The sequence below is a fragment of the Ochrobactrum sp. 19YEA23 genome, assembly GCF_029909865.1.
In the GTDB taxonomy this organism is placed as follows: domain Bacteria; phylum Pseudomonadota; class Alphaproteobacteria; order Rhizobiales; family Rhizobiaceae; genus Brucella; species Brucella gambitense.
In genome coordinates, this window is record NZ_JASAMQ010000001.1 from 724,412 (window position 1) to 736,821 (window position 12,410).

Sequence of the window (12,410 nt, forward strand, 5' to 3'; positions counted from 1 at the left end):
CGCCCGTTCAGGCTATGACGATCTTCCGCAGGAACTGTAGCCATATATCGTTACGCCGGATCGTCAGGCGCGGAATACCGAACGGGTCGTCCGTGGATTTTGCACGGCGTCTTTCCGTCGTGGTGGCATATTTATAGCCAGCCTGCTCGACGATCTTGCGCGTTCTGGCATTCTCGCCGCCATAGGGATAGGCGAATGAGATGACTTCCTGACCAAGCAGATCTTCGATTTTCTCGCGCGATTGCCGGATTTGTATCTCGGCCTCCGCATCGCTGGCCTCGCGCAGATTGATGTGGTCGAGTGTGTGGGACCCCACCTCGTGACCGAGCGCGGCCCATTCCCGCATTTCAGCGGTGCTCATGCAATTGGCCCGCGCCACGCCGATTTTCTGATCCCAGAGATTGAAGCCGCCGATCTGGTTCGCGACGAAATAATTCGTGGCGGTAAAGCCAAGCTCCTGCAACACAGGCAGCGCATTGCGAAAGACATTCTCAAAGCCGTCATCAAAGGTGATGACCGCGACTTTGCCTTTTTTGCCGCCATAGATGTAGGGCAGCGCATCCTTGAACGACAATCCCTGATAACCGAGGCGCTTGAGCCAGGTCATCTGGCTGCGAAAGCGGTCGGGATGCACGGTCATGCTGCGAAAAGGCGCCTTGTGCCGGGGCGGAACATCGATCTGGTGATACAGAAGAATCGGAACTGACAAGGCAATCCTCACGAGAATATTCCAGCAACGCTGTGTGGTTTCGCCGGTCGCGAAATGCGTGATTTAAATAGCTAGGGCAGTTCTATCTCAAATGACAGCGCTTTAACCCTTGCGTGAACGGGATTTGATCTTCCAGCGATAGAGCGGACGCAGGATTTCCCGCTTCAGCTTGTCAGGCAGCGAACGGGACTTCTGGATAGTGCTGCCGCCCAGCCGGACCGACACCTCGCGCACACCGCCGGGCAGGACGGAAAGCGGCTTCAGCCCCGTCACCCAGTTCATTTGCGCTGTGGTGTCCACCGGTCGGTCAAAGGTCTCGGTCGCGGCCAGCAGCCGTCTGGCAGCCTCGCGCCCGACAAGCTGGGCAACCATGCCAAGGCCAACCGGTACAGGCAGGATAACACGGACGCCGTCGATATTCAGCACTTCCCGACCTGTTTCCCGTTCGCGGAAGGGGAAACGGATGAAACTGTCATGGTCGACGAGCTGCAGCGCGGCCTGAAAAGCGGCTGCGAATTCCGGCGTCAGCTCAACATCGTCTTCAAGCACCAAACCGGCATCAATCTTCTGATCGACAATGGCTTGCCACGCCTTGCGATGCGACAGAAAACAGGCAACCTCATTGGTGCTGAGCGGAAAGGGGTAGCGCGGCTTGTGCACCGAGCGGCGATAGACGCGCTGGATGGTGTCTTCATCGAGCACGCGCCCGTCAATGGCGTCGACCACGTCCGCCCGCATGGGCAGGCTTTCGATGAGCTGCGCCACCTGCGGCTGGCGATCACTCGCCCGCTTCAGATGGATGATGAAGGCCTTGACGGCCCTTTTCGGGCCGTCATCTAAAACCACGGAGCCGGCCCTTTTGGGGCCGTCTGGCTTTTGCGGCGCTGCGGACTGTTCTGATCCGCCCTGCGCTGGAGATTCATGACGTGTTTCGTTCATGGCATCTATGTAGCGTGGAGCCGGTTAAAAAGCTCCAGGATTTTTCGCCCGATCAGGCTGGCGGTCAGATCGGCTTCCAGCCCGGTTCCACAATGTCGGCCTCGGCGCGCCAGAGATCGGCATAATCGACATTCTGCCAGTCCTTGAACCACGGGCCGCCGCTTGTGTAATGCACGACTTTGGGCAGGCCATGTTCCGGCTTGTCGTTCCAGCCTTCAAGCCAGTTATATTCGGTCGGCAGCGCGCCGATTTCATCGTCGGCAGCCCATTGCATGCGATGCAGGAAAGCGCCCGTTTCGCGGTTGATGAGCTCCGGCGTCAGCTGGCGCGTCGAAGGATGCTCGCAGTTGAACAACATGCAGGACGACCAGTTCTTGCGCGGATAGGTGGTCTGCACCTTGCCGTCCATCTTGACGCTGTCTTTCGGCTGATAGTCGTGCTGAACGCAATAAACCGCCTTGGAAGGGTCGTTATAGGCCTGCAATCCGGCAATATCGCCGAGAAACAGGAAGTCGCAATCGCAGAACAGCGCCCAGCCCTTATAGCCCGCAAGCCATGGGGTGAAGAAGCGAGAATAGGTGAATTCCGTGGAGGCCAGCGGATCGATGTCGCGCGTATAGACGCCCTGATCAACCAGATCCTGCAGCTTGATCGGCACAATCTCGAGCGGAATGGAAGAATGCTTCAGCGCCGAGGCCTTGGCGACTTCATATGCGATCGGTTCGCGGGAATCCCAACCAATAAAGATGCGTAACGGTTCAGTCATTCAAATACTCCTTTAACGAGATCTGCTGCCAAGACCCGAGAGGATCGGGTTATTCGATGATACTGATGCGTCCGGTAGCCACTTGTCTTTCGACCCAACTGCGTTCGTCGCCCCATGTGTGTCGTTTCCAGCCTTCCCAGGTGAAACCGCACAGCTTTACGTCCCAGTTTTCGGCAGGGCATTCGCCCAGCATGTGCCAGATGCCGAAAAAGCCGGTGCTCGGAAAAACCTTGCTCAAGTTCCCTTCGTCGACGCCCAGCTCCTTGCAGCCGTCGATGTAGAATTGCGGCGGCATGAGGCGGATTTCCTTGCCCGCGCCGCCCACGACCTCGATGGTCTCGACGGTCCAGTCGGAACGCCGTCCCTTGAGGCGGGAGAGAATGTTCGGCTTGGGGTGGTAAAGGCGCATGATGCTCGGATGATAGGCGAGCATGACTTCCTTCGCGGCCTTGAATGTCGGCGTTTGCACAAAACCCGGATCGCGCAGGCGGCGCTGCATCGGCTTGCTGGAGGTTGCCAGAATCAGAAGGTCGGTGCGCGTGCCACTCATGCCGATGGACTGTTTGGGCTCGTTGAAACGAACCACAAAATCTGCCGCATCAACCTCGCGCGACAGGTCGCGAGGCAGGGGAGCGTTACCGACTATAATGAGAGTTTTTTTCATTCTTACCGGTTTGCATCGACTTTAGAAGGCACTCGACCTCCCGTCTAACCGGAAAAGTTTCACTTTAAAAGAGCAACCTAAATTAGAAGAAAAATTATTTGAGCTAAATTTGTAGGATTTCGCCAATCACATTGCAGCCATGCAGTAACTGCACTTCTCAATGAAACGGGAAAAGCGGAAGCTCATCAATGGGAGGAAGATAAAAACAAGGGGAATATCGCCATGAGCCTTCCAATCAATCTTCGTACCCAATTCAATCGCTGGATGCAGTACTGCGAAAACCTGCGCGAGCTTGAAAGCTGCAGCGACCGCGAACTGAGCGATCTCGGCCTCAGCCGCAACGACATTCGCCGTGTGGCGCGCGAAGCTGCCTACGCAGCCGCCTGATCATGCCGACAGAAGGAGCCGCACGCGTTCGGCGCTATACCGGACGCGCGCTCCAATCGCGATTGATTAAGTCAGCCGTTAAACATCTCCGGGCTTCTTGAAGCGGACGTGAATATCGTCGCCCGCAAGGTCGAAGCCGGCATAGTTGCGCTGGAAGGCGATCAAGGCGTCATTGACGCCCTTGGAATAATCGTCGTCCTGCACTTCGATATGATGCCGGTAAAGGATCCTGTCGCCTTTGTAGAATATAACCTGACCTTCCATCATAGCCTCCTTCTTAGCTCATAAGCGTCAAGACGGAACGCCGCCGGATGGCGCGTAGCGTAGGTGTCTATTTGAGATAGGCGCTGGTTCGCGCGCTTCAAGGTTTTTTTGAAGTTCCACTACTAGTGGTCTGATTCCAACATTTGCATCCCTCGGTTCAAGCGCTGAGCAAATGTTGGAATCAAAAAGACCACTAGGGAATATATGCAACTAGTGGATTTTTCGAATTTGACGTTTGAAACAGCATCTATGTCAGCCGGGATTCAAACGTCAAATTCAATCCACTAGCAAGCGTCAGCCAGGCCCGCGCTGCATGGGACAGAAACGCGCCTTTGCGCCAGATCAGAGCCATGTTCCAGTTCATGTCCGCATCGGTGATTTTCTGAATGCGGACGCCGGAATGATGGCGTTGCTCGGCGATCATCAGGGGCAAAAAGCCGACGCCCATGCCCGCCGCCACCAGTTCGACGATGAAATCGATCTGGCTGGAGCGGACCGCGACATTCGGGGCAAAGCCATGCTGCTGGCAGGCATCGAGGATGATATGATTGAGTGCGAAGCCGCTTTCAAAAAGAATGAAGGGCGAGCCTGCGATCTGGTCCAGCGTGACGCCGTCGCCGGAAGCTGCCTCATGGGTTGCGGGGAGCAGGGCCACGACAGGTTCGCAGCGCACATCCTGCCACTCGAAACTGTCTTCGACCGGCAGAAGCGAGGCTGCAAGCTCGACATCGCCCGCCAGCAGCAGCTCCTCCAGACGGCGGCTGCCGTGCTCGACCAGCTGAATGTCGATATCCGGATGAAGCTTGGTATAGGCGGCGAAGACCGGCGCAAACAGCACACTGGAGCCGATGGGCGGCAGTCCGAGACGCAGGAGGCCGCGTTTCAGGCCACGCAATTCGCCAAGCTCTGCCAGCAGATCGTCTTTCTCGGCCAGCATGGCCAGGGCGCGGCGATAAACAATGTCGCCCGCCGCAGTCAGGCGCGGCGGGGCGGCGTCGCGGTCGAGCAGGGCAAGGCCCAGCTCTTCCTCCAGCTGCTTCACCGCTTTGCTGACCGTGGACTGGGTCGCGTGAATGGCTCTGGCCGCGGCGGAAAACCCGCCCTGGCGCACCACCTCTACAAATGCCTGAAAGCCTCTCAAGTTCATTGCAGCTATTCTATATCGGAATAGCTGCAATGAAATCAATTCATTTCTAGAATAAGCCAAGACAGCCTATATTGATCCTCAACAACAGACCGAATGCAAACGGGCAACGGCCCGGGAAGAAGCCCATGAACGCCTCCAGAAATGCTCATACTCTTGCTGTCCGCTTCCGCTATGCGCTGCACCACAGCCGCATGATGCAGATTGCGACGCTGGTCGGCTTCTGGCTGGCGGGTGAAGCTTTCGTCCGCGTGGTCGGCCTGCCTCTGCCGGGCGGTATCATCGGCATGGGACTGGTGCTGGCGCTTTTGTTGAGCGGTCGTGTCAGCCTGTTCAGCATGAAGCGCGGCGCGGAATGGTTTCTCGCCGAGATGCTGCTGTTCTTTGTGCCCGCCGTTCTGGCGATCCTTGAGCACCGCGAACTGATCGGCGTGCTCGGCCTGAAGATCATGGCTGTCATCCTGCTCGGCACGCTGACGGTGATGAGCGTCACCGCATTGACGGTAGACCTCTGCTATCGCTGGAGCCTTCGTTATGCTGCCAAGTAACCCCTTCGTGGCAACGCTGTTCTGGTCGGCGGCCACGATCCTGCTTTATCTTGCGGCAAAGCGCGTTTATCGCCGCTTTCCCATGTGGTGGTTGACGCCATTGGCCGTCACGCCGCTTCTGCTGATGGGGCTGGTTGTCGCGCTCAACGAGAACTATCGCGGCTATTTCGGCGCCACGCATTGGCTGGTGGCTCTGCTGGGCCCTGCAACGGTTGCCTTCGCAATTCCCATCTATCAGCAGCGCGCGACGATCCGCCGGTACTGGCCGGTTCTTCTGGCCGGTGTGCTGGTCGGCAGTTCGTCGGCCATGGCTTCAGCCTGGGGGCTGGCGCATCTGCTCGGTCTCAACGAGGCGATCAGCCTCAGCTTGATGCCGCGTTCGATGAGCACACCTTTTGCGATGACTGTTTCGGGCGACATTGGCGGCACGCCGGACCTGACCGCCATTTTCGTGGTGCTGACTGGCGTTTTCGGTGCGGCGCTCGGCGAAATGATGCTCAACTGGCTGCCGCTGCGTTCGGCGCTGGCGCGCGGCGCACTGTTCGGCATGGGCGCACATGGCGCTGGCGTGGCGAAAGCCCACCAGATCGGCAGCGAGGAAGGTTCCATCGCGGGTCTCGTCATGGTGCTGGTTGGACTGGTTAATGTGCTGGCTGCACCGCTGATCGCGCAGTTCCTGTAAGTTTCTGTTATCAAAAGATAAAACAGCTCAGACAAGCGCCCGTTTTGCGGGCGCTTGTGCATTTTTGGCGACTGCCTGTTTCTTGAGCATTGTCGAATTTGCATAACTGACATGCATTATTGACCGTTGTTGTAAAATGAGCCGCCGGTTAAAACTTGGTCATCGAGTTCACTCCTCCTCCCAGAACTCGATACCGGAATACGGCACTCCTCCTCCCAGCCGTATTCGAAGATCAGGCCGCGCATCCTCCTCCCGCGCGGCCTTTTTCTTTTTCTGAACCTCCCCAAAACAAGCACTGTTCCCGTACCGCCGCTTTGACCGTATGCGTTGACAATCCGTCACCGCATAGCCCCATGGGCAATCCGCGCTGGCTGTACTATCTCTCGTGCAGCTTTATTAGGACGGGAGATCGCAATCATGACCAGTGGCATCCATCATCTCACGCTGATCACGCGCAAGGTGCAGGCGAATGTCGATTTCTATGCGGGCTTTCTGGGTCTGCGTATCGTCAAGCGGACGGGCGGCTTCGAGGATGCCGAGCAGCTGCATCTGTTCTATGGCGACCGCTCCGGCACGCCGGGTTCCCTGATCACCTTTCTGGTCTGGGAAGACGGTTCGAAGGGCCGCGTCGGTCACGGGCAGGTCAGCGAAATCGCGCTTTCCATCGACCGGACGGCCATCGGCTTCTGGCTGGAACGCGCCTTGCGTTATCACGTACAGTCCGAAGGTCCGGTGCAGGAATTCGGCGAACCGGTTCTGCGGCTGCGCGATCCCGATGGCGTGATCGTCAAGCTGGTCGGCAGCGATCTGGCGGCCAATGATCCGTGGTCCGGCGAGGGCATTCCGGCTGAATTTGCCATTCGCCGGATACGCTCTGCCACCATCCTGTCGGAGCAGCCAGAGCAGACGGCCGCTTTTATCGAGCGCTATTTCGGCTTTCACCGTCAGGGGAAGGAAGAAACCATCGACCGGCTTGTGTCGGATTCCGGCGACGCCATCGATGTGCGCGATGCGAGCGGCTTCTGGCCCGGCATTCCGGGGACCGGCATTGCCGATCATGTGGCCTTTCGCGCCAGCACAACCGAAGATGTGACAACACTGGAAAAGGAGCTGTCGAAGCTCAATTCCAGCGAGGTCAACGTGCACGACCGCAAGTATTTCACCTCGCTCTATGTTCGCGAGCCGGGCGGAACCCTGTTCGAATTTGCCACCGACGCCCCCGGTTTTACCGTGGACGAGCCGGTGGAAACATTGGGGCAGCTTCTGTTCGTGCCGCCGGGCAATGAGAAGCAGGCCCAAGCGATCCGCGCCCGCATGCCGCAATTCGGCCTGCCGGGTGAGGAGCGGGTGATCTATCGCGACCTGCCCTTCGTCCATCGTGTTCATCAGCCGGAAGACCCGGATGGCAGCACGCTGATCCTGCTGCATGGTTCGGGCGGTAATGAGAATGATCTCATGCCGCTCGCCCGCATGGCCGCACCGCGCGCTACGCTTATCGGGGTTCGCGGTCGCAGCACGGAGGAGGGCATTCAGCGCTGGTTCCGCCGTTTCGATCAGAAGCGGTTCGACCAGAAGGATATCCGGTTCGAAGCGGAAGCCTTTGAGGCTTTCGTCGAGGGCGCGATTGCGGCCTACGATATCGATCCGGGCCGACTGGCCTTTATCGGCAATTCCAACGGGGCAAACCTGCTTGCGGCCTTCATGCGGCTTCATCCGCATATCGTGCACAAGGCGGTTTTGCTGCGTGCATCGGAAGTGCTGGAGGAACAGCCGGATGCCGATCTGTCCGATGCTTCCGTTCTCCAGTTGAACGGTGCAGCCGATCCGTTCGGCGATGCTTCGGGCGCATTGGCAAAGGCGCTGCGGGACGATGGTGCGGATATCGACGTTCGCGCAATCGAGGGCTGGCATGGTCTGACCGACGACGATATTCGCGTCACCGGCGAATGGCTCAAGCAGAAACTCTAAAGTGCTTGCCGATCAAACAACGAAAAGGGCCGCCGGATTTCTCCGGCGGCCCTTTTTACTTTTTAGTCTAATGGCTTGAGGCCCTTTTCGATGGCTGCGCGCTTGCTTTCCAGGAAAGGCGGCAGCGACAGGCTTTCGCCGAGGCTCTCCAGCGGTTCGTCGACGGCAAAGCCCGGACCGTCGGTTGCGATCTCGAACAGGATGCCATTCGGTTCGCGGAAGTAGAGCGAACGGAAATAGTAGCGCTCCACTTCACCGCTGGACGGCACCCGCAGCGACCGCAGGCGTTCGACCCATTCCTGCATGCTTTCCTGGTCCGGCGTGCGGAAGGCGACATGATGGACGGCTCCGGCACCCTGCCATGCTGTTGGCAGGTTTGGCTGCACGGCGACATGCAATTCGGCTGCCGCACCGCCCGGTCCCATGGAGAAGACATGGACATGGCCTTCGCCATCAGGCGAGGCATAGTCGTTGATCTCGCTCATGTTCATCAGCTTTTCGAGCACGATCTTGGTCGGCGCGAGGTCTGGAACACTGAGCGTGATCGGGCCGAGGCCACGAATCTGCCTGTCGGCTGGAACGGGGCTTCTGTCCCAGCTATGGGCGTCGCCCGCGCCGCCATCGTCGGTCAGCCGTAGACGCTGGCCTTCCGGGTCTTCGAAATCGAGCACGGCGCGGCCGGCCACTTCAAAAATATCACCGGTTTCGATGCCTTGTTCATTCAGGCGCTTCTGCCACCAGTCGAGACTTTCGACGCCATTCACGCGCAGACCCGTGCGGGCCACGCTGTTGGTGCCACGACGTTCGCGCTCAACCGGCCAGTCGAAGAAGGTGATGTCGGTGCCCGGCGATGCCAGACCATCGGCATAGAACAGATGGTAGGCGCTGGTGTCATCCTGATTGACGGTCTTCTTGACGAGCCGCAGTCCGAGCGTGTCGGTGTAAAAGCGTCGGTTGCCCGCTGCGTTGGCGGTGATAGCCGTCAGGTGGTGCAGTCCGGTAAGTTCCAAAGCCATGATTGCCTCCTTTGTTCAGGGAGTTACGTTTGCTGTTGGTCCCTATATCGGCTGTCAGGCTGGTCGGGAAAAGTGTTAGTTGCTGAACAGTGTGTAACCGATAAGTCGCAGCGGGTCTGCGATCGTTCTGCGGGTGATAAAAGGGGCTTGGCAGAACTCCCCCGGTAAAGAATATGTTAACGTGCAAAATTCGCAGTGTAAAAGAAACTCGGGTTTATTGACGTGGCGCGTCTTGGCTTCCAGAAATCGGTTCTGGTTTTTGGTTGAAGCGGTGGCGTAAAGGGAGCTTGGTTTTGCAGAGCATGTTTCGTCGGGCTGTGCCTGCATTGCTTGTTTTGATGACACTGCTCGCGGGCTGCGCTGGCCGTCCTGAAGGCGTGCTTCTGCCTGTCGGCGATGTGACAACGCCCGGAGCGACGAAGGTCGACCTCCTCGTCGCCACCACCCGTCGCCCATCCGACAATCCCGGTATTCTCTTCTCTGGCGAGCGCGACAAGCTGGTCTCGATCAACGATATCGTCGTGTCCATTCCGCCGGAAAAGAACCGCAAGGCTGGTGAGGTGCAGTGGCCGAAGAAGCTGCCGCCCAATCCGCAGACGGATTTTACCACTGTCAGCGTGACGCCGATCAAGACCGATGTTGAAGTGGCGGGCTGGGTTCGCCCCCATCTCACCAAGAGCCGCCGCGTGATGGTGTTCGTGCACGGCTTCAACAATACATTTGAAGATTCCGTCTATCGCTTTGCGCAGATCGTGCACGATTCCGGAGCCGATGTTGCGCCGGTGATCTTCACCTGGCCGTCGCGCGCCAGCGTGTTCGACTATAATTACGACAAGGAAAGCACCAACTATTCCCGCGATGCGCTGGAGCAGGTGCTGCGCGCCATTGCCCGCGAGCCGGAGGTGAAGGACATCACAGTCATGGCCCATTCCATGGGCAGCTGGCTGACGGTGGAAGCGCTGCGCCAGATGGCGATCCGCGACGGACGGGTGAATGCCAAGGTCACAGACGTCATTCTGGCCTCGCCCGATCTGGACGTCGATGTGTTTGCCAAGCAATTTCTGGCGATGGGCAAGGATCATCCGCGCTTCACGCTGTTCACCTCGCGCGACGACCGCGCGCTTGCGCTGTCGCGGCGCATTTCGGGCAATATCGACCGTCTGGGCCAGATCGATCCGTCCATCGAACCGTACCGTTCGGGGCTTGAGAAGGCGGGTATTACCGTCATCGATCTTACCAAGCTCAAATCGGGCGACAGGCTCAATCACGGCAAATTCGCCTCCAGTCCGGAGGTCGTGCAGCTGATCGGCCAGCGTCTTGTTGCGGGCCAGACCATCACGGATTCGCAGATCGGTATCGGCGACCGGCTGGGTGCCGTGGCAATTGGCACGGCGCAGGGCGTCGGAACGGCGGCCTCTCTCGTGGTCACAGCGCCGATTGCCGTGTTCGATCCAAAAACGCGCAAGACCTATGACGAGCAGATCGACCGTTTCGGCCGCGCTGTCGGCAATACGGTGGGGGCGGCGGTCACACCGCAATGATCTGATAGCCTGTTGTCATATCAGACCTGACACGGTAGGAGTCCTCGCCATTCATTTGGCCGCGAGGAGGAACGCGCATGCAGATTATCCGCACCATCGAGGAGTTGCGGCAGGTTCTGGCGCCTGCGCGTCGTGCGGGCAAGCGCATCGGCTTCGTGCCGACCATGGGCTATCTTCACAAAGGCCATCTGGAACTTGTTCACCGGTCACGCGCCGACAATGACGTGACCGTCGTGTCGATCTTCGTCAATCCGCTGCAATTCGGCGCGCATGAAGATCTCGACAAATATCCGCGTGATCTGGAGCGCGATGCGGCTTTGTTGCGCGGGGCAGAGGTCGATTACCTCTTCGCGCCAGCCGCCAGCGACATGTATCCGCGCCCGATGCAGACCGTGGTGGATGTGCCGACCCTTGGCAACCAGATGGAAGGCGAGGCGCGTCCCGGCCACTTCGCCGGTGTCGCAACGGTAGTCAGCAAGCTTTTCAACATCGTCGGTCCCGATGCCGCTTATTTCGGCGAAAAGGACTTTCAGCAACTCGTCATCATCCGCTGCATGGTGGACGACTTGGCCATTCCCGTGCGTGTGGTTGGCGTCAAGACCGTGCGGGAGGATGACGGGCTCGCCTGTTCGTCGCGCAACGTTTATCTGTCGCCGGAGCAGCGCGCCGCCGCCATCATCGTGCCGAAGGCGCTCGATGAAGCCGAGCGGCTTTATCGTTCCGGTGTGGACGATCCCGATGCGCTGGAAGCGGCAATTCGTGCATTTATCGCCACAGAACCGCTGGCGACGCCGGAAGTTGTGGCGCTGCGTGACCCTGAGACGCTGGAACGCCTGACGGCAGTGCAGGGGCGGCCAGTGCTGATTGCGCTGTTCGTGCGGCTTGGCTCAACGCGGCTTCTCGATAATCGCGTCATTGCGCATGTCGCGCAGGAACAGGCGGCCTGAGATGAGCGCACCCGTCAAACAGAAGCGACTGACACCGAAGGCCATTTCGGCTTTTAAGGGTGAGCGCCCGATTGTCAGCCTCACTGCCTATACGACGCCGATTGCGCGGCTGCTCGATCCCCATTGCGACCTGCTGCTGGTGGGGGACTCGCTCGGCATGGTGCTTTACGGCATGGATTCTACCCTTGCCGTCACGCTCGACATGATGATCGCCCACGGCCAAGCGGTGATGCGTGGAGCCGAAACGGCCTGCGTCATCGTCGATATGCCGTTCGGTTCCTATCAGGAATCGAAGGAACAGGCGTTCCGCAATGCCGCCCGCGTGATGCAGGAAACCGGTTGTGACGGCGTCAAGCTCGAAGGCGGGGAGGAAATGGCTGAAACGGTCGATTTTCTGGTCCGGCGGGGCATTCCGGTGTTCGGTCATGTCGGCCTGATGCCGCAACAGGTCAATACGGTTGGCGGCTTCCGCTCGCTCGGACGCGATGACAATGAGGCCGACCGTATTCGTCGCGATGCGCAGGCCATCGCCGATGCCGGTGTGTTTGCGCTGGTCATTGAGGGCACAGTAGAGCCGCTGGCGCGCGAGATCACCGCATCGCTTTCCGTCCCGACGGTTGGCATCGGCGCGTCGGCTGCCTGCGACGGGCAGATATTGGTTTCGGACGATATGCTGGGGCTGTTTCAGGATTTCACACCGCGCTTCGTGAAGCGCTTTGCGCAACTGGCGCCGCAGGTGTCCGATGCGGCGAAAGCCTATGCCGAGGAGGTGCGGGCGCGCACATTCCCGGGACCGGAGCATGTTTTCGGCGCGAAACCGAAAACTTAACCCTTA

Annotated in this window: 14 protein-coding genes; 7 read left to right on the forward strand and 7 right to left on the reverse strand. The window is 59.0% G+C overall.

The window, feature by feature from the left end:
• Window positions 1-7: 7 nt before the first annotated feature.
• From QBD01_RS03230 to QBD01_RS03245, 4 genes are all read right to left on the reverse strand, one after another.
• Window positions 8-709, reverse strand: coding sequence for a polysaccharide deacetylase family protein (locus tag QBD01_RS03230; protein ID WP_280991576.1), 702 nt, complete (start codon window positions 707-709; stop codon window positions 8-10).
• A gap of 102 nt (window positions 710-811) precedes the next feature.
• Window positions 812-1,648: a glycosyltransferase family 25 protein gene (locus QBD01_RS03235; RefSeq protein ID WP_280991577.1), complete on the reverse strand. Its 837-nt coding sequence runs from the start codon at window positions 1,646-1,648 to the stop codon at window positions 812-814.
• A 64-nt stretch (window positions 1,649-1,712) separates the two neighbouring features.
• A complete protein-coding gene (locus tag QBD01_RS03240; protein WP_280991578.1) occupies window positions 1,713-2,414 on the reverse strand; it encodes a glycosyltransferase in 702 nt (233 codons plus the stop codon).
• 49 nt (window positions 2,415-2,463) lie between these two features.
• Complete coding sequence (locus QBD01_RS03245; protein WP_280991579.1) at window positions 2,464-3,078, reverse strand: hypothetical protein; 615 nt, start codon at window positions 3,076-3,078, stop codon at window positions 2,464-2,466.
• Between the two features lie 222 nt (window positions 3,079-3,300).
• On the opposite strand from QBD01_RS03245, the gene QBD01_RS03250 reads away from it, so the two are divergent.
• Window positions 3,301-3,465 carry a DUF1127 domain-containing protein gene (locus tag QBD01_RS03250; protein ID WP_210261360.1) on the forward strand — a complete coding sequence of 55 codons (165 nt, stop codon included), beginning with the start codon at window positions 3,301-3,303 and terminating at the stop codon, window positions 3,463-3,465.
• A 78-nt stretch (window positions 3,466-3,543) separates the two neighbouring features.
• On the opposite strand, the gene QBD01_RS03255 is transcribed toward QBD01_RS03250, so the two are convergent.
• Window positions 3,544-3,729 (reverse strand): hypothetical protein, encoded by a 186-nt coding sequence (locus QBD01_RS03255; RefSeq protein ID WP_109370167.1) that lies wholly within the window; start codon window positions 3,727-3,729, stop codon window positions 3,544-3,546.
• A gap of 247 nt (window positions 3,730-3,976) precedes the next feature.
• Complete coding sequence (locus QBD01_RS03260) at window positions 3,977-4,876, reverse strand: LysR family transcriptional regulator (RefSeq protein ID WP_280991580.1); 900 nt, start codon at window positions 4,874-4,876, stop codon at window positions 3,977-3,979.
• 125 nt (window positions 4,877-5,001) lie between these two features.
• Here QBD01_RS03260 and QBD01_RS03265 point away from each other — a divergent pair, with 125 nt between their 5' ends.
• The 3 genes from QBD01_RS03265 (at window position 5,002) to QBD01_RS03275 (ending at window position 8,071) form a co-directional block, all read left to right on the forward strand.
• Window positions 5,002-5,421: a CidA/LrgA family protein gene (locus QBD01_RS03265; RefSeq protein ID WP_280991581.1), complete on the forward strand. Its 420-nt coding sequence runs from the start codon at window positions 5,002-5,004 to the stop codon at window positions 5,419-5,421.
• Window positions 5,408-6,103 (forward strand): LrgB family protein, encoded by a 696-nt coding sequence (locus QBD01_RS03270; RefSeq protein ID WP_182519324.1) that lies wholly within the window; start codon window positions 5,408-5,410, stop codon window positions 6,101-6,103. Before QBD01_RS03265 ends, QBD01_RS03270 begins: the two co-directional genes overlap by 14 nt.
• A 417-nt stretch (window positions 6,104-6,520) precedes the next feature.
• Window positions 6,521-8,071 carry a VOC family protein gene (locus tag QBD01_RS03275; RefSeq protein WP_280991582.1) on the forward strand — a complete coding sequence of 517 codons (1,551 nt, stop codon included), beginning with the start codon at window positions 6,521-6,523 and terminating at the stop codon, window positions 8,069-8,071.
• Window positions 8,072-8,133: 62 nt separating this feature from the next.
• Here QBD01_RS03275 and QBD01_RS03280 read toward each other — a convergent pair whose 3' ends face one another.
• On the reverse strand, window positions 8,134-9,087 hold the full coding sequence (locus QBD01_RS03280; RefSeq protein ID WP_280991583.1) for a ring-cleaving dioxygenase: 954 nt from the start codon (window positions 9,085-9,087) through the stop codon (window positions 8,134-8,136).
• Window positions 9,088-9,389: 302 nt separating this feature from the next.
• Here QBD01_RS03280 and QBD01_RS03285 point away from each other — a divergent pair, with 302 nt between their 5' ends.
• The 3 genes from QBD01_RS03285 (at window position 9,390) to panB (ending at window position 12,404) form a co-directional block, all read left to right on the forward strand.
• Entirely contained in the window at window positions 9,390-10,628 is a 1,239-nt protein-coding gene (locus tag QBD01_RS03285; protein WP_280992098.1) for an alpha/beta hydrolase, read from the forward strand.
• Window positions 10,629-10,705: 77 nt separating this feature from the next.
• Window positions 10,706-11,575, forward strand: a complete 870-nt coding sequence (panC, locus tag QBD01_RS03290) for a pantoate--beta-alanine ligase (RefSeq protein WP_280991584.1) — start codon at window positions 10,706-10,708, stop codon at window positions 11,573-11,575.
• Window position 11,576: 1 nt separating this feature from the next.
• The gene (gene panB, locus QBD01_RS03295; RefSeq protein ID WP_280991585.1) at window positions 11,577-12,404 is read left to right on the forward strand and encodes a 3-methyl-2-oxobutanoate hydroxymethyltransferase; all 828 of its coding nucleotides are present in this window, start codon (window positions 11,577-11,579) and stop codon (window positions 12,402-12,404) included.
• Window positions 12,405-12,410: the final 6 nt, after the last annotated feature.